20 protein-coding genes are annotated in these 19,701 nt (G+C 61.4%); 7 read left to right on the forward strand and 13 right to left on the reverse strand.

The window, feature by feature from the left end; translation table 11 throughout:
* The first annotated feature begins 12 nt into the window (after positions 1–12).
* Complete coding sequence (locus tag AC1Q9F_RS00175; RefSeq protein WP_492619400.1) at positions 13–882, forward strand: TauD/TfdA dioxygenase family protein; 870 nt, start codon at positions 13–15, stop codon at positions 880–882.
* Positions 883–937: 55 nt separating this feature from the next.
* Here AC1Q9F_RS00175 and AC1Q9F_RS00180 read toward each other — a convergent pair whose 3' ends face one another.
* From AC1Q9F_RS00180 to AC1Q9F_RS00195, 4 genes are all read right to left on the reverse strand, one after another.
* On the reverse strand, positions 938–1,627 hold the full coding sequence (locus tag AC1Q9F_RS00180) for a hypothetical protein (RefSeq protein ID WP_492619399.1): 690 nt from the start codon (positions 1,625–1,627) through the stop codon (positions 938–940).
* Positions 1,596–2,636, reverse strand: a complete 1,041-nt coding sequence (locus tag AC1Q9F_RS00185; RefSeq protein WP_492619398.1) for a GSCFA domain-containing protein — start codon at positions 2,634–2,636, stop codon at positions 1,596–1,598. The genes AC1Q9F_RS00180 and AC1Q9F_RS00185 overlap by 32 nt, the downstream gene beginning before the upstream one ends.
* A 37-nt stretch (positions 2,637–2,673) precedes the next feature.
* Positions 2,674–3,189: a GNAT family N-acetyltransferase gene (locus AC1Q9F_RS00190; protein WP_492619397.1), complete on the reverse strand. Its 516-nt coding sequence runs from the start codon at positions 3,187–3,189 to the stop codon at positions 2,674–2,676.
* Between the two features lie 164 nt (positions 3,190–3,353).
* Positions 3,354–3,932 carry a hypothetical protein gene (locus AC1Q9F_RS00195; RefSeq protein WP_492619396.1) on the reverse strand — a complete coding sequence of 193 codons (579 nt, stop codon included), beginning with the start codon at positions 3,930–3,932 and terminating at the stop codon, positions 3,354–3,356.
* Between the two features lie 118 nt (positions 3,933–4,050).
* On the opposite strand from AC1Q9F_RS00195, the gene AC1Q9F_RS00200 reads away from it, so the two are divergent.
* Together AC1Q9F_RS00200 and AC1Q9F_RS00205 are read left to right on the forward strand one after the other, a co-directional pair.
* Entirely contained in the window at positions 4,051–4,899 is an 849-nt protein-coding gene (locus tag AC1Q9F_RS00200; RefSeq protein ID WP_207985868.1) for a hypothetical protein, read from the forward strand.
* Positions 4,899–6,329: a hypothetical protein gene (locus tag AC1Q9F_RS00205; RefSeq protein WP_207985869.1), complete on the forward strand. Its 1,431-nt coding sequence runs from the start codon at positions 4,899–4,901 to the stop codon at positions 6,327–6,329. The genes AC1Q9F_RS00200 and AC1Q9F_RS00205 overlap by 1 nt, the downstream gene beginning before the upstream one ends.
* 34 nt (positions 6,330–6,363) lie before the next feature.
* Here AC1Q9F_RS00205 and AC1Q9F_RS00210 read toward each other — a convergent pair whose 3' ends face one another.
* From AC1Q9F_RS00210 to AC1Q9F_RS00225, 4 genes are all read right to left on the reverse strand, one after another.
* Positions 6,364–7,926, reverse strand: a complete 1,563-nt coding sequence (locus AC1Q9F_RS00210; RefSeq protein WP_492619395.1) for an MFS transporter — start codon at positions 7,924–7,926, stop codon at positions 6,364–6,366.
* A complete protein-coding gene (locus tag AC1Q9F_RS00215; protein WP_492619394.1) occupies positions 7,923–9,014 on the reverse strand; it encodes an HlyD family secretion protein in 1,092 nt (363 codons plus the stop codon). Before AC1Q9F_RS00215 ends, AC1Q9F_RS00210 begins: the two co-directional genes overlap by 4 nt.
* Positions 9,015–9,085: 71 nt before the next feature.
* Entirely contained in the window at positions 9,086–9,499 is a 414-nt protein-coding gene (locus AC1Q9F_RS00220; protein WP_207985872.1) for a cupin domain-containing protein, read from the reverse strand.
* A gap of 31 nt (positions 9,500–9,530) precedes the next feature.
* Positions 9,531–10,286 (reverse strand): SDR family oxidoreductase, encoded by a 756-nt coding sequence (locus AC1Q9F_RS00225; protein WP_207985873.1) that lies wholly within the window; start codon positions 10,284–10,286, stop codon positions 9,531–9,533.
* 251 nt (positions 10,287–10,537) lie between these two features.
* Between AC1Q9F_RS00225 and AC1Q9F_RS00230 the strand changes: the two genes are divergently transcribed.
* The gene (locus tag AC1Q9F_RS00230) at positions 10,538–12,106 is read left to right on the forward strand and encodes a winged helix-turn-helix domain-containing tetratricopeptide repeat protein (RefSeq protein ID WP_492619393.1); all 1,569 of its coding nucleotides are present in this window, start codon (positions 10,538–10,540) and stop codon (positions 12,104–12,106) included.
* A gap of 4 nt (positions 12,107–12,110) precedes the next feature.
* On the opposite strand, the gene AC1Q9F_RS00235 is transcribed toward AC1Q9F_RS00230, so the two are convergent.
* The 5 genes from AC1Q9F_RS00235 to AC1Q9F_RS00255 form a co-directional block, all read right to left on the reverse strand.
* Positions 12,111–13,160 (reverse strand): NAD(P)-dependent alcohol dehydrogenase, encoded by a 1,050-nt coding sequence (locus AC1Q9F_RS00235; protein WP_492619392.1) that lies wholly within the window; start codon positions 13,158–13,160, stop codon positions 12,111–12,113.
* A 120-nt stretch (positions 13,161–13,280) separates the two neighbouring features.
* Positions 13,281–13,796 carry a phage infection protein gene (locus AC1Q9F_RS00240; RefSeq protein WP_207985876.1) on the reverse strand — a complete coding sequence of 172 codons (516 nt, stop codon included), beginning with the start codon at positions 13,794–13,796 and terminating at the stop codon, positions 13,281–13,283.
* Between the two features lie 82 nt (positions 13,797–13,878).
* The gene (locus tag AC1Q9F_RS00245) at positions 13,879–14,133 is read right to left on the reverse strand and encodes a transmembrane sensor/regulator PpyR (protein WP_207985877.1); all 255 of its coding nucleotides are present in this window, start codon (positions 14,131–14,133) and stop codon (positions 13,879–13,881) included.
* A 227-nt stretch (positions 14,134–14,360) separates the two neighbouring features.
* Complete coding sequence (locus AC1Q9F_RS00250; RefSeq protein ID WP_492619391.1) at positions 14,361–14,999, reverse strand: response regulator transcription factor; 639 nt, start codon at positions 14,997–14,999, stop codon at positions 14,361–14,363.
* A 153-nt stretch (positions 15,000–15,152) separates the two neighbouring features.
* Positions 15,153–17,120: an alkyl/aryl-sulfatase gene (locus tag AC1Q9F_RS00255; protein WP_492619390.1), complete on the reverse strand. Its 1,968-nt coding sequence runs from the start codon at positions 17,118–17,120 to the stop codon at positions 15,153–15,155.
* Positions 17,121–17,224: 104 nt separating this feature from the next.
* On the opposite strand from AC1Q9F_RS00255, the gene AC1Q9F_RS00260 reads away from it, so the two are divergent.
* From AC1Q9F_RS00260 to AC1Q9F_RS00270, 3 genes are all read left to right on the forward strand, one after another.
* Positions 17,225–18,148: a LysR family transcriptional regulator gene (locus tag AC1Q9F_RS00260; protein ID WP_492619389.1), complete on the forward strand. Its 924-nt coding sequence runs from the start codon at positions 17,225–17,227 to the stop codon at positions 18,146–18,148.
* A 91-nt stretch (positions 18,149–18,239) separates the two neighbouring features.
* Positions 18,240–19,451 (forward strand): colicin E3/pyocin S6 family cytotoxin, encoded by a 1,212-nt coding sequence (locus tag AC1Q9F_RS00265; RefSeq protein WP_492619388.1) that lies wholly within the window; start codon positions 18,240–18,242, stop codon positions 19,449–19,451.
* Positions 19,448–19,678, forward strand: coding sequence for a DUF7683 domain-containing protein (locus AC1Q9F_RS00270; protein ID WP_492619387.1), 231 nt, complete (start codon positions 19,448–19,450; stop codon positions 19,676–19,678). The genes AC1Q9F_RS00265 and AC1Q9F_RS00270 overlap by 4 nt, the downstream gene beginning before the upstream one ends.
* Positions 19,679–19,701: the final 23 nt, after the last annotated feature.

Genomic DNA, 19,701 nt, shown 5'->3' on the forward strand with positions numbered 1-19,701 from the left:
GGGTGAGGGAACATGGATCAGTTGGCACTCAAGGCAATCGAGCGCATCGCCGCAGAACGGCGCGCGCCGTATCAGCACATCACGGTCGAGCGAATCACGCCGATCATCGGCGCCGAGATCGGCGGCGTCGACCTGTCGCAACCCCTGAGCGATGAGCAGCTCGCGGAAATCCGCCGCGCCTTTCTGGAGAACCACGTGGTGGTGTTCCGCGATCAGCATCTGACGGTGGACGAGCACAAGGCGTTTGGCCGGCTGTTCGGTGAGCTGCGGGCGCTGCCGGTGGAAGACATCGACGGCGATGACCCGGAACTGGTGGTGATCCGCGCCAATGCGCAATCGCGCTACGTGGCCGGCGAAACCTGGCACACCGACGGCACCGCCGACCTGGCGCCGTCCATGGGCTCGATGCTCTACGTCAAGGAAACCCCGGCCATCGGCACCGGCGGCGATACGCTGTTCGCCAACATGCACCTGGCGCTGGAAATGCTGTCGCCGACGATGCAGCAGTTTCTCGGCGAACTGACGGCGATCCACGACGGCGCGATTCCGTGGAAGGGCTATGAGGCGCCGGCCAACCTGCCGAAAACCGAACACCCGGTGGTGGTTCGCCATCCGGACACCGGGCGCAAATCGCTGTTCGTCAATTCCGGGTTCACGTCGCACATCGTCCAGTTGTCCGGCGGGGAAAGCCAGGTGCTGTTGAACATGCTGTTCGATCTGGTGGCGCGGGAGCCGTCCCTCAGCTGTCGCGTGCGCTGGGCGCCGAATACCCTGGTGTTCTGGGACAACCGCTGCACCCAGCACCATGCGGTCTGGGATTACTTCCCGCATTCGCGGTATGGCGAGCGGGTGACGATTCTGGGGACGCAGCCGAAGGCTTGATGAACCTGAAAATCCCTCAGTGGGAGCGAGCAAGCTCGCTCCCACAGGTCCGGGTCTAAATTCCTTGTTTGAGCAGTTGCTCGACGATCAGCTCGCCGAACGCCAGATTCCCGTGCAGCGGGTCATCCACTTCGCAATATGCCGAACGCTGAAAACCCTGCTCATCATTCGCCGCTGCGCGCACGTCGATCAGCTCAATGCCAAGCCCTTGCAATCGCTCGATCAGCAGCGCCTGCGCAGCCATGAACACTCGTGAGTCGGACAACTCAGGAACCCGCTGCGGCGGCAATACGGCGAACACCTTGAGGTTCATCGCCCGAGCTTGCTCATAGAACGTCAGCGCAGGCCGGGACAAGGTGTCGACAATGGATTCGAACAGCGGCCCGGCGAAAAAACCTTCGTCGAATTCGCCGTCCGGCGTCTGGTAGCACGTCCAGTTCGGCGCGGTGGCGAGGTAGTGCAGGCTCAGGCCTATGGTGCTGACCAGCGGCACCCCGACCTTCGCCAGTTGTGGCACTTCGAACGGCTCAAGGGCCTGGCGATACAGACGCTCCATCTCGGCCTCTCGAAACACCACGTCATGGCGGGTCAGGCTGAAAAAGTCAACCGCAAAATCCCGGCCGGTGCCCAGCGGCCCGCCACTGAAAGGCAACTCGCGGGCCTGCGCCGCCTTGCCGATGACCCCGGCATGGGAATCGCCCAGCAGCAGAAACCTAGGCGTAGTAATCGAGCACGGCGTCTTCACAGACAAGCTCCTCGCTGGACACGCAGGTGGAGGGCACGCTGGCTGGCGTCTGAATTGGTTGAACCGCATCGAGCCCGGCGAAAAACTGCTGCATGACGTACGCCACGCCTTCGGGTGTGACCTCGCGCTGGTTGAGTTGGTAGAACGCGCCCTTGAACGGTGTGCCGGTGATGATTTCGTAAGAGGGAAAATAGTCGACGTCGTGCAGGTCTTCACACAGCTGCCCGGCGACGGCGCGCAGGACCGATTTGGAATAGGTGGTGGCGCTCAGCACATGCTCGCCCGTGGCGGTCGCCGTCAGGGGCACCGGTGACACGGTGAGCAGCAGGCGCAGTTGCGGGTTGATCGAACGCATCAACTCCAGCGCCCGAACCATGTCGCCATAGGTGTCCATGAAGCCGAAATTGCAGAAGCGGTGCAGCTGCGGATCGAAGGTGCCGCGCACGGTGCCGGGGCACACGGGATACACCAGCCCCGTCTGGCGGTTCTGCCAGGCTTCGGTCAGGCCGAGGGTAAACACGAACACTTTGGCCCGACGCAGGGCGGTGCGAATGGCGTCGAGGGTGGCTTCGCGCGATGCGAACAGCGCGTCCTCGCTGGCAAAACCGTCGGGCTCCACGGCGGGGCGGAACGGGTCGAAGAAACGCCCGTCATGGGCCCAGGTTTCGTCGGGCGGCAGGCTCACGCCCAGCGCCCATTCGAGCCATTGGCACAGCATCGCCGGGGTGTACAGATTGCCGGTGCGGAACGAGAACGCCCCGTAGTTGTGGGCCTTCCAGTCGGTTTCGGGCAGTTCGGCCGGGGCCGGTTCCGCATCCAGCCAGTTCATGCCGCGCTCCACCAGCGCCCGGCCGATGTGCTGGGCGAAACACGAACCGGCGGTGACGATGGCGTCCTTGTTGCCGATCTCGAATTGCGGCGTCCACAGTTGATCGATGTTCAGCGCGGGCTTGTCAGCCACGGCGGTGCGCCAGAAAGCGCGGGGTGGCAGGCATTGATAAGGATTCACGACGAGGGCCTCCTTGGCGGTCGCTGATAAAACGGGGTCAGCTGATTTGATAGCGGTAGATCAGGTCGTCAAACCACCGATCTCCAATCTGATAGGCCTGCGGCACGCGGCGCTCGAATACAAAACCGCATTTCTCCAACACCTTGCAGGACGCGATATTACCGTCGGTCACGGTCGACTCCAACGAGTCCAGCCCGATGGCGGCGGCATAGTCGATGATCGCCTGCCGCGACTCGGTGCCAAAGCCTTTGCCCTGATGTTCGGGTAACAGCAGGCAACCCACCTCGGCATGCCCCGGCGACAGGATGCGGAATCCGGTCACGCCCAGTTCCTGCGCGCTGGCCCTGTCGGTCACCACCAGACACAACCAGTGATCCGATTGCGGCCCCCAGGCCGGAAGCCGATGTTCAAAGCCTTTGCGCACCTGGTCCTCGGCAATTTCACCGAACACGTACTGCATGGTCTGCGGCTCGCAATGCAGCCTGAGGAACAGCGGCCAGTCGGATTCGACCATCGTGCGCAGTTCCAGGCGTTGCGTGGTGAGCTCGAGCATCCGCGGCTCCTTGCAAGGGCGGAGAACAAAGAGGGTTTTTACTTGGTGCGAGGGGAAAGATCAATGATCTGAAAGGACGCCGACGAGTGAGAGATGAACACCTTGGTCCGACAAGTCTCGCTCGCCGGACTTCGTTATTCGGCGTTGATGATTCGTCGTCCGGATCATGCTTCGGGGGACGTAGAGCCCACCCAGCTGGCGAAGCGCTTCTGCATGAATTCTTCGCAACCCATTTCCAGTTGTTCCAGGCGAGTCGAAGTCTTCGGCGCGCGAATCCGATCCATCAACCAGCCTCCCACAGCACCCAATGCAGCCTTCTGCAAGATCGAGGAATCCAGACTTTCTATTGAAGCCTGGCCGTTGCTGGAGCGGGTATTGCCTGCAGTGTCGCTGTAGAAATGCGTTGTCCCGTCCATTCTGATCCGACTTTCCGAGGCCTGATCCGTCGAGTAGATCAGCGCTTTTGAACCGGCTATGGCGTAGCAGCAGCCGCAAGCTTTTTCCATGGAGTCGAACACTTTCGCGTAGGCGGCTGCCGCCGGATTTTCGTCGAATCCACCCAGGAAGAGCACTCGATGGTCGCTATCGAGCGTGGCTTTGTTTGCAGCATAGAAACTGATGTCCCACAGGCGGCTGGTATGGCCAGGAAAAGCTTGAATTCGTGCCTCGATAATGTTTGCGGCACTTTCGTATTCGTTGGGGTAAACCACGGTTATCTGCTTTGTGGGCACACTGAAACTCATCTGTTTCTCTCCCTGTGAAATCCAGTAGTGAGAAATGCATTCCCACTAAAGGCTAATTGCTATCACTGCTGAGTTGATTGAATATATGGCACTTTGCTATGCATCGAGATGGAATTCAATGTTCAATGGTGATCTGAAGAAAAATGCGCTGGAGCAACTCGAAAAAGCCCGCAAGCGTTACACGCTGGTCGCGGCCGATGTTGAAAAGGGTTGTACCGAGCTTCACACCGTGCGCCATCGCGCCAGCACGGAATTGATGCAGACCGTCGAGTCTTTTGTCAGCCATTTGGCCAACAGCCCAAAAGAATTCGAAAAGTCCTACGGTACATTCAAGGCTGAAACCCAATCGTTCTGCGGCCTGGTCAACACACTCAGAATCGAAGCCGGCCAGGTCGAATTCACGGCGGGCTCATCGGCAGCCGCTGGCGTGGCGGCGGGTGTAGGCACCGCGGCGTTCGCCCCGACTGCGGCAATGGCTGTTGCCACCACGTTCGGGACTGCTTCCACCGGGGCTGCGATCTCGGGTCTGTCGGGTGCGGCGGCAACCAATGCCGCCCTTGCCTGGTTAGGCGGTGGAGCCTTGGCAGCGGGGGGAGGCGGCATGTCTGCGGGTTCGGCATTGCTGGCGTTGGCCGGCCCTATTGGCTGGGGGATCGGCGGCGCCGCGATTCTGGGTGGTGGCCTGTACGCGCGAAGCAAGAATAAAAAGATCGCAGAAGAGGCGATGGAGCATCGCTCGCAGATCGAGACATCTACCCGCACATTGAACGTCGCCAAGAGTTGGGTTGCACGCATGATCGGTACCACAGTCCAGCATGCCGACGGCATGACTGAACTTCTGGGCGTCCTGATGCGTACCGCACCCGGCAACTACCTCCTGTTCAATGCGGGGCAGAAAGAGATGCTCGGCGCGCTCATCAACCACATGAATGCGTTGTCGTCGCTCCTGAACAAGGCGCCGGAATGATGGCTGGCGATCAGACTGGCTCTGTCCGCGACCAGATCAGCGCGCAGGTAGTTGAAGGGATCAACAGTATTCGCATCAACACCGTTACGCAGCTGCTGAACGGTCAGGATGCAGCCCTGCGCAATGCGGTCGAGCAGATTGACCTGGTCCGCGACTTTCTCGGGGCGCCAGAAAAAATCCTGGGCAACCCGCTGACCAAGCACGGTGAGATTGCCGAGCAAGTGGAGGTGGGGATTCGCAATGCCCGCTCATTGATTGAACAACAGGGCTTCGTTGCAACGTTTGACGGGGTGCACCGCACGGCTCGGGAAGATTTCCTCCTGAATGGCGTCGAGGTCCAGTCGAAGTTCATCAACGGTGCCAATAATGGTCTCAGCCATGTGCTGGAACACATGGACAAGTACAAGGATTTTGGCAGAGGGGATTCGTACTATCAGATCCCCAAGGACCAGTACGAAACCATTACCCGGGTGATGAATGGTGAATCCGGTGATCTGAATGGCAAGTCTGTCCGGGCCATTCTGGCGAAGGTCAAGGAGATTGAGCAGGAGTCTGGCAAGCCTTTTCAGGATGTGGTCAAACCCAGCGTGCAGAACTACGCGGATCCACAGCAGGGCAAGGTACTGGAAACGCTGTCGAAGGAAGAGGACAGACTGACCGAGCGTAACGAGCAGCGCAAGGATCAGATTTCCAGCGAAAACGGGCCCTCACTGGCTGGTGCAGCCCAGGCTGCCGCGATCGCGGGCGCTGTGGGGGGCGCAGTAGGGCTGACGACCGCTTTGTACGCCAAGTACAAGGAGGGCAAGAACGTTTTCAAAGGAGACTTCAGCGCTGATGATTGGCTAGAAGTGGGCATCGACACGGGAACGGCGGCTGTCGGTGGCGCGATCGCTGGCGGCTCGATCTACCTCATGACCAACTACGCGAGCATGGCTGCGCCATTCGCGGGGGCCGTGGTCAGTGCTGCAAAGGGCGTCAGTGCGCTGATCGTCGATTACAACGCCAACAGGATTGATCTGGATGAGCTTGTCAGTCTGGGAACCGTTGTTTGCGCCGAATCCGCTATCGTCGGTATCGCCACAGCAGCCGGCCAGACGCTGATTCCCATTCCGGTAGTGGGAGCCATCGTGGGATCCGTCGCCGGCAAAATGTTCAGCGAACTGCTCAAGGGGCAATCGGCTCAACTTCGGGCGACGATGGACGCACGCCTGAATGAGTATCTGGGGGCGGTTGATCGCCAATGTCAGGCTGTGCTGGAAGAGATCCTCGAAGCGTTCGACCGCCTGGGGGATCTGATGACGGCCGCGTTCGACATCGAGCGTAACACCCAATTGCTGCAGAGCAGTGTGGTGCTGGCATTATCCCTGGGGGTTTCTGCTGACGTCCTGATCACCAATCATCAGGAGCTTGATGCGTTCATGATGGGATAAAGGCCGTTCGTAGCGTCATCAATCGGAACGTGATTCAAGGCGCGCTTGATTTTGCGTGTTTCGCAAAGCCGATCTTGATCGCCACCAGCAGCGGTGCAGCCACCGCAAACAGCAACGTCACCGCCATGAACGCACTTTCGAAGGCAATCACCAGTGACTGCTCCGAGACCGTTCGCCCCAGCAGACTGGTCGCGGCACGGGCCGCCGCCGAAGCTTCCATGCCTTTACTCGTCAGCCAGGCGCCAGTGCTTGTCAGCCGTTCGATGAGTGCCGGGCTGCCCGGCGTGACGCTGCTGCCCAGGATCACGGCGTTGGCCGCATGCCCGTGCTCGATCAGCGTTTGCAGCCCGGCCACGCCGATCAGGCCACCCAACTGGCGGCCGGTATTGAACAGACCGATGCCGGCCGCCAGGTTGCGGCTGTTGAGGTGAGTGAACGCGATCAGGGTGATCGACAGAAACAGAAAGCCCAGCCCGAGCCCGCGCAGGAGGATGGCGCCCATCATGTCTGCGCTGCCGCTTTCGCGGGTCGAACCGGACAGCAGCCACATGGCAATCATGATCATCAGGATTCCGAACGGCACCGTGGCAAACGGCGCCACGCCGCGCGATTGCATCAGCCAGGCCGCGATCAGCAGCGCGCCGACAAACAGCGCGCCGCTGGGCAACAACAGCAGGCCGGCCTCGGTCAGGGTGAAACCGAGCACCGACACGGCAAAGGCTGGAATCAGGTAGGCACTGCCGAAAAGCGCTGCACCCGCGACGAAGCTGACGATGAAGGCGAACGAGAAATCGCTCGACCTGAACAGGCTGAAGTCGAGCATGCCTCTGCCGCTGATCAACAGTTGCTGGCCCAGAAACCCCAGCAGGGCTGCGCTGCCGATCAGCGTCAGCCAGACGATGCGTGGCGCCTCGAACCAGTCCCAGCGCTCGCCCTGGCTGAGCACGTAGGTGAAGCAGAGCAGGGCGGTGGCGCTCAGCAACACCCCCAGACCATCGAATGGACGCTGGCTGGCTCGGGCGGGTGTCGGTGTGACGGTGACGAGTAAAAGTCCGCTGGCAATCATGGCCAGCGGCACGACGCTGAGGAAAATCCACGTCCAGGACTGGCTGTCGACCAGCCAGCCTTGCAGGGCGGGCGTCAACGTGGCGGAAGCGACGACCGCGCCGATGGCGAACAGCGCTTGCAGCGCGGGTTGCAGGTGGCGCCGGTAACTGTGAAAGATCAGCACCTGACCGGCCACCAGCAGCGTGCCGCCGGCAAAACCCTGCAGGATGCGCAGCGCTATCAGCAGGTCGAGCCGCGTGCTGAAGGCAGCGATGGCGCAGGCCAACCCCATGGCCAGGGTCGCAGCGACGATCACGTTGCGCGGGGCGAAGCGCGCCAGTAGCGACGACGCAGTGATGAAACCAATCAACTTGAACCCGGTGTAGCCGATGTCCAGCCAGGCAAATTCGTCGGGTGTGGCGGCGGTGTCGCCGATGATGTCGTTACGGCCCAGCACCAGCGCGGTGCCGGCGATCGCTTCGGTGAGGCTGGCCAGCAGAATGCCGATCATCAACAACACGCCGGGCCGGTCTGCGTCAGACCGGTTCATGAGCCGTCTCCACGCTCCACATCGACCCGCGCCGACAGCCCCGGCACGATGCGCCCCGGCAGGGGGTTATTGGCCAGACGGATTTTCACTGGCACCCGCTGCACCACGCGGACGAAATTGCCCGTGGCGTTGTCGGTCGGCAACAGGCTGAAGGCCGATCCGCTGCCCGGGGCAAAGCTGTCGACCACGCCCTCCAGCGCGTCGTCGGGGTAGCCGTCGACGGTGATCCGCACCGGCTGACCTAGTTGGATATGCTCCAGCTGAGTCTCCTTGAAGTTGGCCACGACCCACACGTCCTGCACCGGAACGATGTCGAGCAAGGCCACCCCCGGCGTGACATAACGGCCGACCCGCACCTGACGGTTGCCGACCACCCCGGTCACGGGCGCGCGCACCACGGTGCTGTCCAGGTCGATCCGTGCCAAATCGCGTGATGCCTCGGCTTGGGCCATGGCGGCGAGGGCAGCGCCACGCTGGGCCAGCAGCACGGCGAGGCGTTGGCGCTGTGCCTCGACCGACGCCGAAGCAGCGTCCACCGCCGCAGAGGCGCGCGTCTGGGCTGCCGCCGTCTCATCGACCAGTGCCATGCTCACGGCATTGCTGGCGATCAGTTTGCGGTTGCGGTCGTGGGTCTTGCCGGCGAGGTTCATCTGCGCGGCGGCAGAGCGGCGTTCGGCCTCGGCCTGGCGAATCTGCGCATGTTGCAGTTGAGTCTGGGCATCGACATCGCTGAGGCGCGCCTGTGCCGATTTGAAGTTGGCTTCGGCCTGGGCGAGGCGGGCGCGATAGTCCTGATCGTCGATGCGAAACAGCACGTCGCCGCTCTGCACCGACTGGTTGTCGCGCACCTCGACGCTGGTGACATAGCCGGCAACCTTGGCCGCCAGGGACGTGACATCGCCACGCACATAGGCGTTGTCGGTCGAAATACTTTTGCCGCCGTACAGCACGGCATAACCGCCCGCCACAATCGCCAGAGCGGCGGCGCACAACAGCAGTCCTGCCGCCTTGCGCTTGCCTTGGCGCGGTGTCGCGGGCGTCGTTTCGGATTGCACCGTGCTGGCGGTGGTGGGCTGGGGCGCGTTCATGTTCGAGGTCCTGCGCAAGGCCGACACCTCCGGCAGACGGGCCGCCGGAGGTGTATTGGCGAATGGATCGTTTACGGCTTGACCGGCTTGACCAGGTCGGTCTCGCTGCTGTCGAGCACGAACACCGCCAGCAGACGGGACGGTTCAGTGGTGCTGGCATTGGCGCTCACGGCGTGGAAATCACCCGGTTGCTCGACGAAGTTTTCCCCGGCCTTGTAGACCTTCTCCGGCGCGTCGCCGACCTTGCTGCGTACGGCGCCCTCTAGCACCGTGGCGTAGATGAACGCGGACTTCGGATGAAAGTGCGCCGGCGACGATCCACCAGGCGCGTATTCCACCAGCACGCCCCTCATGGATTTGCCGGGAACGTTGGGCAGGGCGCGGTCGAACACCACGGTGACCTTGCCCCCCTGCGGCTCGGCGGCCGAGGCGGATGAAATCGACAGGGCCGCAAACGTGGCGGCCAGCAGGATTCGGCTGAACATGGCGATACTCCTTCAAATTAGGGGGGGTGTTTCAGCGCTGGGTCGATTTCGCCAGCCAGTCTTCAAAGCGCGTCGGACCCAGGCGCGGGTTGCTGCTGCCGGGGGTAAGCGACTGGTCGTCGAGCACGTCGCCGAAGTAGCGGGCGTGGACGTCCGGGATCACTTTGCGGGTGTCGTGGGTGGCGCGGAAAAAACGCCGGACCAGCTCGTCGAGCGGCATGGCTTCGGGGCCGGCTATTTCCTGCGTGCCGTTGATCGGCGCTGCCAGTGCCACGTCGGTGAGTGCAGCAGCGACGTCGTCAGAAGCCATGGGCTGAATCAGCGCCGGTGACAGGCGCACTTCCTCGCCGACGGTGGCGGACTGGGCAATGCCGCCGACAAATTCGAAGAACTGCGTGGCCCGCAGCAGGGTGTACGGAATGCTCGACGCCTTGATCAGGTTCTCTTGCGCGACCTTGGCGCGGAAGTAGCCGTTGGCAGGCGAGCGCTCACTGGCGACGATTGACAGCGCCACGTGGTGGCGAACCCCGGCGGCGGCTTCGGCGGCGAGCAGGTTGCGGGTGGAGGTCTCGAAGAAATCGAGTACGGCCTGGTCTTCCCACGACGGCGCGTTGGACACATCGACCACCACCTGGGCGCCGTCCATCGCTTCGGCCAGGCCTTCGCGGGTGATGCTGTTGACGCCGGTGTTAGGGGAGGCGGCGCGGGCATCGTGGCCGCGTTCGCGCAGATTGTTCACAAGTTTCGATCCGATGAGGCCGGTGCCTCCGATAACGACGATCTTCATGGCATCTCTCCACTTGCCGACGGCAACGGTTGCTGTCGATGTGGGTTGAGCATGCCTGCGGCACTCGGGTAAATCCTTGTGGCGACCTTGGATTTGCCTTGGTTTTCTGTCCAGACAGGCCAATCCGTCGGCAGATGCGTAGACCAGCGTGCAGACCGGTGCGGTGGCCCAGGGTCTGCCGTATCATTGAGCGCACGACAATCGCCCGCTCGGACACGGAGTCGGGGGCGCCAGACCAGAGAACAGCCACCGTGCAATTCGTGTTTGAAGACTACGTGCTCGACCAGCAGCGCCGGGAACTGACCTGGCGCGGGCAAGTCGTGACTGTCGGGCCGCAGGTCTTCGACTTGTTGCTGCTACTGGTCAGCAACCGCGAGCGAGTGGTGAGCAAGGACGAATTGTTGAGCGCCGTGTGGAGTGGCCGGATCGTTTCCGAATCGACCATCACCAGCCACATCAACGCTGTGCGCAAGGCCATCGGCGACACGGGTGAGCAACAGCGTCTGGTGCGCACGGTGCCGCGCAAGGGCTATCGCTTTGTCGGTGAAATCATCCCGTGCGACAGCCCCGTCAGTACGCCTGAAGCCCCTGCGAAACCCGAGGTGGCCGCGACACTCGTCCTGCCGGAAAAACCTTCGATCACCGTCCTGCCATTCCAGAACCTAAGCGGCGACCCCGAGCAGGACTACTTCGCCGACGGCATCGTCGAAGACATCATCACCGCGTTATCGCGCCTGCGCTGGCTGTTCGTCATCGCTCGCAACTCGAGCTTCACCTACAAGGGCAGGGCGGTGGATGCGCGAGGTGTCGGTCAGGAACTGGGTGTGCGTTATGTGCTGGAAGGCAGCGTGCGCAAGTGCGGCAACAAGATCCGCATCACCGGCCAGTTGATCGATACCTGCAGCGGGACGCACCTGTGGGCCGAACGCTTCGAAGGCCTGCTCGACGATATATTCGAACTCCAGGACCAAGTGGCCGAAAGCGTTGTGGGCGCCATCGCGCCGCAGCTCGAACGCGCGGAAATCGAGCGGGCCAAACGCAAGCCCACTGACAGCCTCGATGCCTACGATTACTACCTGCGGGGGACGGCCAAGCTGCACATCGGCACCCGTGAGGCGATCGAGCAGTCGCTGGCGCTGTTCTACCGGGCGCTTGAACTGGATCCGGAATTTGCCTCGGCGTATGGAATGGCTGCGTGGTGCCACTTCTGGCGCAAGCTCAACGGCTGGATGACCGACCGGCCGCGGGAAATCGCCGAAGGTGCGCGACTGGCGCGAATGGGGGTGGAACTGGGGCGCGATGACGCCGTGGCATTGACCCGCAGCGGTCATGCCTTGGCCCATCTGACCGGGGATGTCGACTGTGGCATTGCTTTGCTTGATCGGGCTCGACTGCTCAACCCCAACCTGGCGCCGGCCTGGTATCTCGGCGGCATCCTGCGTGCCTTGCGTGGCGAAACCGACGCCGCCATCGCCAACCTTGAGCACGCCGTGCGCCTGAGCCCGCTGGATCCGGAAATGTTCCGCATGCAGGTCGGGATGGCGCTGGCGCACTTCTTTGCGGGTCGCTTCGAACTCTCGGCTTCCTGGGCCGAAAAAGCGCAGGGGAATCTGCCCAGTCTGCTGGCTGCGGCGGCCTTGATCGCCGCAAGCCACGCGCTGGGCGGGCGAGCCGACAAAGCCGGGCAGGCCATGGAACGGGTGCGCCGGCTGGACCCGACCTTGCGGGTGTCGAGCCTGAGCGCGTGGCTGCCCATTCAACGGCCTGAAGACATTGCCCGATTTGCCGAGGGTTTGCGGTTGGCGGGGTTGCCGGAGTAACGGTTCAGCCAGCCAGCGTCGCGTTATCAATCACAAAACGATATTTCACATCGCCCTGCAGCATCCGCTCGTAGGACGCGTTGATCTGATCGGCGCGAATCAGCTCGATGTCGGAAACGATGCCGTGCTCGGCACAGAAATCCAGCATCTCCTGGGTTTCCGGAATACCGCCGATCATCGAACCGGCGATGGTCCGGCGCTTCATGATCAGGTTGAACACGTTCGGTGACGGATGCGGCGAGGCGGGCGCACCCACCAGCGTCAGGGCGCCGTCGCGTTTGAGCAGCACCAGAAACGCGTCGAGATCGTGAGGCGCGGCGACGGTGTTGAGGATCAAGTCGAAGCTCTTGGTGTGCGCAGCCATTTCCTCGGCGTTGCGCGACACCACGACCTCATCGGCGCCCAGTGCCTTGGCGGCTTCGCGTTTGGACTCGGAAGTCGTGAACGCCACAACATGCGCACCCATCGCATGGGCCAGTTTGATACCCATGTGGCCCAAGCCACCGATACCGACCACACCAACCTTTTTGCCCGGCCCGGCATTCCACTGACGCAGCGGCGAGTAAGTGGTGATGCCTGCACACAGCAACGGTGCGACGGCGGCCAGTTGAGCTTCCGGATGACGGATGCGCAGCACGTAACGCTCATGCACCACGATGTTTTGCGAGTAGCCGCCAAGGGTCCAGCCCGGTGCGTCCGGGGTCGGGAAGTTGTAGGTGCCGATCATGCCGTCACAGTAGTTTTCCAGACCGGTTTCGCAGTCGTCGCAGTGTTTGCAGCTGTCGACGATGCAGCCGACACCCACCAGATCACCGACCTTGTAGTCGGACACATGGGCGCCGACCGCCGACACGCGGCCGACAATCTCGTGCCCGGGTACGCACGGGAATTGCGTCCCGGCCCATTCGGCGCGCACCTGGTGCAGGTCGGAGTGGCAGATGCCGCAGAAGGCGATATCGATCTGCACATCATGGGCGGCCGGCGCGCGGCGATTGATCTGCATCGGCTCAAGGGGTTTATCGCCGGCGTGGGCACCGTAGGCGTGTACGAGCATGGGAGTAGTCCTTGATGAATGTGTCGAAGGACCATTCTTCCCGGATTGCTCGCACAGGCTGTAGTGCATTTCTACCGATTACTTGCCTGATCCTGCGGGATCGATTTCGGTGAAATCACGTCAGTCCATCGAGAAATGCATTCGCATGTTCATCGCGGCGTCGTATTGATTGCTGGCTACCCGGCGTTCGAGCAGGCGATCGGATCCGCCCTCGGCAACGCGGCGTTCGAGCAGGCGATCGGAGCCGCCTTCAGCAACGCGGCGTTCGAGCAGGCGATCGGAGCCGCCTTCAGCAACACGGCGTTCGATCAGGCGGTCAGATCCGCCCTCGGCAACGCGGCGTTCGATCAGGCGATCGGATCCGCCCTCGGCGACGCGGCGTTCGAGCAGGCGATCGGATCCGCCCTCGGCGACGCGGCGTTCGATCAGCCGATCCGACCCCCCTTCGGCAATCTGGGTAGGCGCCTTTCTGGCCCGGTGTTGTTGCACCGATGAAGTTTCTGATTCCGGAGCACTGGTTTCCTGCCTGTTGGCCACCGGCATATCGGGCAGGCAACTTGCGCCGAATGCATGTGTGGCAACTATCCAGGTGGCTGAAACAATGGCGACGGGTAATACCAATCCAATAGTTTTCATCGTGATCATCCTGAGTCGTGGTGGGATTTCGTTAATGAACTTCCGGTTGCAACCAGACAGGTTTTAATTCAATCGATTACTTCTAATGAGGAATGCCGTGTTCCTGCGCGGCGAGGCGAATGCGGTTGTACGCAATCAGGCGCATCACATAGCCCAGCTTGATCGCGGTCGGCCCGAGGATCGTCATCCCGTGTGCGCCGACCAGCGCGGGCAAGGCCAAGTGAGCGTCAAACACATAAGCCAGGAAAATCCCCGCCATCAACATGCCCAGACCGCCGATCAGCAATACGTGGGACAACTTCAGCACGCGATGCGAGTCTTCAAAAAAGTCATACATGTTGAACAGCCATCCCTGAGTTAATGAGTGGGTGGACAAGTGTCGGCGCGAACGGAAGCCGCGAAGTCAATGACTTTGCCGGTCGTTGCATTTGATGGAGGGATTTTACTGTTGGCGGTAGGGATCAACCATGTTGCATAAGTGTGGTTTTATCCTGCCCGCGTATGGAGAAGTCATACCAACGTATATAAACAACTTTCAATGTGCGCTGAACAAGAGCGTTACATCTAATGGTTGATACCCAGACTTTCGGCCATTCGAACCAGATCGGCGAACGACTGCGCGCGCATCTTGCGCATGGCCTGGCTGCGATGGATTTTCACGGTGATCTCGCTCAGGCCGATCTCACTGGCGATCTGCTTGTTCATCAAGCCCGAGACGGCCAGCGCCATTACCGATTGCTCTCTGGCTGTCAGTGTCGCGTGACGTGTGCGCAACTCATGATGGCGGCGTTCGCACTCGCGGCGCGACCTGTCCCGCGTATGCGCGGCGACTACGGCATCGATCATTGCCTGCTCGCGAAACGGCTTTTCCAGGAAATCGATGGCGCCGGCTTTCATGGCGCGAACGGTCATGGCGATGTCGCCGTACCCGGTCATGAAAATGATCGGCAGACCGATTTTGGCGTCGGCGAGCGCCTGCTGAAAAACCAGCCCGCTGGTGCCTTGCAATCGCACATCGAGCACCAGGCAACTGGGCAGGTCAGGTCGCTCGTATTGCATGAAGTCGGCGACCGATCCGAACAGCTCGACCTGCAGGCCGATGGAGCGCAACAGGCTGCCAAGAGCTTCGCGCAGAGGGGCGTCATCATCGATGATGAACACGATGGGTTCCGGGTTGCGGTCGGGTGCTGATTCTACGTCCATACGCTGGATGGCTTCGCGGCGATCGGGTTGCGCAGGATGCTGAACAATTCAACGGAAAGCTTTGCCCGAGCCTCCGGTTTTCATTGGATTTTTCTTGGGTAAGCGTCCAGAGGCCATCGACCGCGTGTTCCGTCAGTCAATGGCCTCCGTGGGTCAGTTTGCTGCCCGGGCGACGATTGCAAAATTGCCCGGCGCCTTTTCCAGAAGCCCCAGAAATCTCACCAGATCGATCTTGCTGCCATCCACCTTCAGATCATCGGAGGTAAGCGTTTCCTTCAGCCCGGCGGTGCCGCCCAGCAACTGGACGAACAGATCCTTGGTGACGGTCAGCGTTGCGTTGGCATTCGCTGCGGTCGGGCCTTTTCGGTAGTGAAGCACGGCGTTCTCGATCCACAGCACGAACGATTCATTCGTATCGGTCAGGACCAGATTGAACGTCCAGTTCTTGCCATCCGCCGCCGGCCCGTCGAGGCTTGCGGCCATGGCTTCGAGGAAGCGTTCGGTGGGTGTCTGCTTCATCAGCTCGATCAGGTCGGAGCGTTTGACGCCCTTGGCCGGCGGGCCGTTGCGCAGCTCCATGGCCGCCGTCAGGTAGCTGTTGCGCCAGGTCGCCGACTCCGCCTGATAGCCCATCTGTTCGTACGCGCGGGCCAGCAGTTCCTTGGCGGCCGTGTCGTCGGGTTTGGCGAGCACGGCCTGATCCAGTAGCTCGGCGACCCAGCGGTATTCGCCCTTGTCATAGGCCACGCGGGCGGCTTCGACCACTTTGGCGTTACCTCCCATCAATTCGACGTAGCGCTTTGCCGATTCTTTGGGCACCAGCGGATTCAAGTGTGCGGGGTTGCCGTCGTAGGCGCCCAGATACATCTGGTAGATCGCCTTGACGTTGTGGCGCAGGTCGCCGTAATAGCCACGGGTGCCGAAGTACGACGCCAGCGAATCCGGCAACTGGATCTTGTCGGCGATCTCGTTGGGGGTGTAGCCGGCGTTCATCAGGCGCACGGTCTGGTCGTGCAAGTATTTGTAGACGTCGCGGTGTTTGGTGATGAATTCGCGGATCCGCTCGTTGCCCCAGATCGGCCAGTTGTGCTGACCGAAATAGACCTCCGTGTCGCCCAACTCGTCGAGGGCGATTTGCGTGTATTCGGACCAGCGCAGCGCATCACGCACCTTGGCGCCACGGATCGGCAGCAGGTTGTGCATGGTCTGCGCCAGCAGCTCCGCGCCGCCGTAGGCCTTGAGCGCGGGGATCGAAAAGGTCAACTCGGCCGGGGCTTCCGCGCCGGGCATGTTGTGGAACACGAAGCTGACGCCGTCGAGCACCAGCGGCTGGATCGGCTGGTCGATGATCTGCGTCGGCGGCAGGATGCCCATGCTGCCGTAGGCGACGTTTTTGCCCAGCCCGGTGTCGACAATGCCGGTAGCGCCCGGCGTCAGGTTCTTGCCGAACTGATACATCGAACGCCGCGCCATCGCCGGCCCCGCCAGGATGTTTTCGCTGGTGGCTTCCTCCATGAACCCGGCGGGCGCGACGATTGGAATGTTGCGCTGGGCCACTTCGCTGCTCGAGGTGATGCCCAGCACACCGCCGAAATGGTCGGCATGGTCATGGGTGAAAATGATCGCAGTGACAGGCTTGTTGCCCAGATGCTCACGGGCAAATGCCAGCGCCACTGCGGCGGATTCCCGGGAGGTCAGCGGGTCGACCACGATCCAGCCGGTCTGCCCGTCGATCAGTGTCATGTTGGCGATGTCGAAGCCGCGCAACTGGTAAATCCCCTCGCGAACCTTGAACAGACCGATCTGCGCGTTGAGCATCGCGTGCCGCCACAGGCTCGGGTTGACGGTGGCCGGCGTCTGGCCTTCGATGAAACGGTATGCATCGAAATCGATCAGGACATTGCCGTCAGCGCCGAGGATCTTGCCGGTGGGCCGGGCGATGAAGCCGCGCTGGGCATCTTCCATGTCCCGGTTGTCGCTGAGGTCCAGGCCCTTGATCGACGCCTGGATCACCGCTGCCGTGGCGGGCGTGGCGTCTCCGGCTGCGACGTTGGGCTTGTTGTCACAGCCGCCGAGGGACACCAGCGTCAGGGCGATGATCGTGTAGAGGGTCGGTTTCATTCTTGTTGTTCTCCGAGGTCGAATGCGCTCCAGCCTAGGGGCAGGGCGGCGATGTATCCAATGCATTGTTTACATCCGGATAATGCGTCGCTAGCATCGGGCGAATGGACCTCAAACGACTGTCACACCTTCTCGCGCTGGCCGATGAACGCCATTTCGGTCGCGCGGCCGAACGCGTGCACCTCAGCCAGCCGGCCTTGAGCCGCAGCATTCAGGCGCTGGAGAGCGAAACCGGGCAGCGCCTGTTCGATCGCGATAGCGGCGACGTCCGCCCGACGCCGGCGGGGGAGTTCCTGATCGAGCGGGCGCGGCGGCTGCTGTTCGATGCCCGGTCGCTGGAGCGGGACATGGCGCTCTACAGCGACCGCCAACTGGGCAGCCTCGCTTTTGGCGTCGGCCCGTTCCCGGCGGCCATGTTGATGCATCAAGTGGTGCCGCGACTGCGCCTGGATCACCCGGCGGTTACCCTGCGCGTGGAAGTGAACAACTGGCAGATTCTCGAAGCGCGGCTGCGCGCTGAAGCGATCGAATTCTTCGTTGCCGACATCCGTAACTTCACGGCGGAATCCGATCTGCTGATCCGCTCGCTGGGCCAGGTCTCGGCAGGTTTCTTCGTACGTCCGGAGCACCCGCTGGCCGGGCGTAAAGTGCAGATGGGCGAACTGGAAGGCTACGGCATCGCCACGACGCGCCTGCCCGAAGTGGTGAAACTCGAAACCGCCCGAACCCTCGGCATCTCCACCCGCCAGACGCTGCCCATCGTGCTGGAGTGTGATGATGTGGCGTTGCTCAAGACCGTCGCTGGTTCAACCGACACCATCCTCGGCGTCATCCATGGCGCCGTGGCTGAAGATATTCGGGAGGGACGCTTGATCGAGCTTCATGTTGTCGACAGGCCGGGATTTCATTCTGAAATTGGCGTGGTGAGTTTGCAGGGCAGAAGCCTGTCGCCGACGGCTTTGTGTGTGATTGAGGCGGTCGTTGCCGAGATGCAATCCGTTCACGTCGAACAATCCCCACGTCTTTAGAGATACGTCCTACAGCCACGATTTTCCTGCTTCGTTAACGTCGTGCAGCCCCTTGCGAGGGGCTGCCGATGCATGAACGAAAGGACAATCAGTGGCTGGTCAAAAGGACATTCCCCGGGTTCCCAACCCACCGGCGGGCGACGGGCATCACGTCACTTACCGCTACATGACGGCTACCGAACTGGCCGATCAGCAAGAACGACAAGACAAGTACGACGCCATGCTGGCGAGACAGGACGCCTTCGAGCGCAGCCGTGAGGTGGCGGCGAACAAGCCTGAGCCGGTGCGCGCGGGCTGCGTGTTTGCCAAGTCGTGCAAGTTGCCGGATGCGATCATCGATTACTCGAATCCTTCGGGGATGGTACCGACTGACAGCCTGAAGGATTACGGCGAGCTGATTTTGCTCGGTGGCCGTGAGGCCGATGACAGCGGCGGGGTTGAACTCAAGAAAATCAGCGGCACGGCAATTCCTGCGGGTCTGGGCACTTTCGCCCTTGCCGGGGAGGCGTTCAAGGCATTGCCCGCGATGGCCTCTGCTGCTGTCATCAGTCCGTTGCTCGGTTTGGTGGCGATGTTCATGCCCTCGAACCTGGGCGACAGCGCGCTCTATACCGAAGATCAGTTGCTCGCCCTCAAACAGGCCCGAACCCGCGTGCGCTTGCGCGTTGAACAGCAGGACGACGGGAGCCTCAAGGGTTACGGCTTCTACACCGGCAAGAATCGCGATTGGGAGATGGTTGATGTCGTGCAGTTTGCTGCACGCGGTAGCCGGTTTATTGCGGACCTTGGTGAAGGTGTTGAGCTGATCTGGACGCCTGCCGTGGATGGTTCCGACATCCTCGGTATTCCTGCACTGGAGGCTGCTCCGCAGGCACCGCATATTTGGGTGTACCCGCCGACGAAAGCGGCGGACGGGATTCTGGTGAATCCGGTTTATCCGCCGGAGTATCGGGATTTTATTCTGGTGTTTCCGGTGGGGTCGGGGGTTAAGCCGGTTTACATTGTTGTCAGCACCCGCGCGGGGGACCACGAGTACCATCCGGCTCCCGACGTGCTCCCAGCCTTTCCTGATGCAAGAATCGTAGGCCGTAAAACGGCTGTACAAGGTGGTGGGGCGAAGCGCAAAAGATGGAAAACTGCAAAGGGTTTGATTCTTGAATGGGACTCTATGCACGGTACAGTCGAAAAATATGATGCGAGAGGTAAACACCTCGGGGAGTTCGATCCGAACACTGGCGAGCCGACATCTACAAAAAAGAATAAAAAATCTAAAAAAGGCAAGAAATGGAGCATTGAACCTTGAGATTTTTAGTAGAAGCTTTTGACATCGAGACAGACTTTCAGGCTTTCGTTATCGAGTTGCCACAGGGATGTGATGAGCAAATCAAAGCCATCATGGGTTGGAAAGAAGAACCGCAGGGGTGGGAGGGCTATGATTTGAGCCAGCCACAAATGCAAGCAATCGAAAAGCTTATCGGTAGGTCGATTGCGGATCGAAGTTTTTATTTCCAACTGACATGCAACGTATAGAAAGAAGAAGTAAAGCGGGCGGA

This window comes from Pseudomonas sp. GW823-FHT04A03 (assembly GCF_058796615.1).

What these genes read in the sequence shown, in the direction of transcription:
- AC1Q9F_RS00175 (WP_492619400.1), top strand. Translation starts at nt 13, where the DNA reads ATGGATCAGTTGGCACTCAAGGCAATCGAGCGCATCGCCGCAGAACGG.
- AC1Q9F_RS00225 (WP_207985873.1), bottom strand. Translation starts at nt 10,286, where the DNA reads ATGAAGATCGTCGTTATCGGAGGCACCGGCCTCATCGGATCGAAACTT.
- AC1Q9F_RS00260 (WP_492619389.1), top strand. Translation starts at nt 17,225, where the DNA reads ATGGACCTCAAACGACTGTCACACCTTCTCGCGCTGGCCGATGAACGC.
- AC1Q9F_RS00235 (WP_492619392.1), bottom strand. Translation starts at nt 13,160, where the DNA reads ATGCTCGTACACGCCTACGGTGCCCACGCCGGCGATAAACCCCTTGAG.
- AC1Q9F_RS00195 (WP_492619396.1), bottom strand. Translation starts at nt 3,932, where the DNA reads ATGAGTTTCAGTGTGCCCACAAAGCAGATAACCGTGGTTTACCCCAAC.
- AC1Q9F_RS00250 (WP_492619391.1), bottom strand. Translation starts at nt 14,999, where the DNA reads ATGGACGTAGAATCAGCACCCGACCGCAACCCGGAACCCATCGTGTTC.
- AC1Q9F_RS00205 (WP_207985869.1), top strand. Translation starts at nt 4,899, where the DNA reads ATGGCTGGCGATCAGACTGGCTCTGTCCGCGACCAGATCAGCGCGCAG.
- AC1Q9F_RS00200 (WP_207985868.1), top strand. Translation starts at nt 4,051, where the DNA reads ATGTTCAATGGTGATCTGAAGAAAAATGCGCTGGAGCAACTCGAAAAA.
- AC1Q9F_RS00255 (WP_492619390.1), bottom strand. Translation starts at nt 17,120, where the DNA reads ATGAAACCGACCCTCTACACGATCATCGCCCTGACGCTGGTGTCCCTC.
- AC1Q9F_RS00240 (WP_207985876.1), bottom strand. Translation starts at nt 13,796, where the DNA reads ATGAAAACTATTGGATTGGTATTACCCGTCGCCATTGTTTCAGCCACC.
- AC1Q9F_RS00220 (WP_207985872.1), bottom strand. Translation starts at nt 9,499, where the DNA reads ATGTTCAGCCGAATCCTGCTGGCCGCCACGTTTGCGGCCCTGTCGATT.
- AC1Q9F_RS00190 (WP_492619397.1), bottom strand. Translation starts at nt 3,189, where the DNA reads ATGCTCGAGCTCACCACGCAACGCCTGGAACTGCGCACGATGGTCGAA.
- AC1Q9F_RS00245 (WP_207985877.1), bottom strand. Translation starts at nt 14,133, where the DNA reads ATGTATGACTTTTTTGAAGACTCGCATCGCGTGCTGAAGTTGTCCCAC.
- AC1Q9F_RS00215 (WP_492619394.1), bottom strand. Translation starts at nt 9,014, where the DNA reads ATGAACGCGCCCCAGCCCACCACCGCCAGCACGGTGCAATCCGAAACG.
- AC1Q9F_RS00210 (WP_492619395.1), bottom strand. Translation starts at nt 7,926, where the DNA reads ATGAACCGGTCTGACGCAGACCGGCCCGGCGTGTTGTTGATGATCGGC.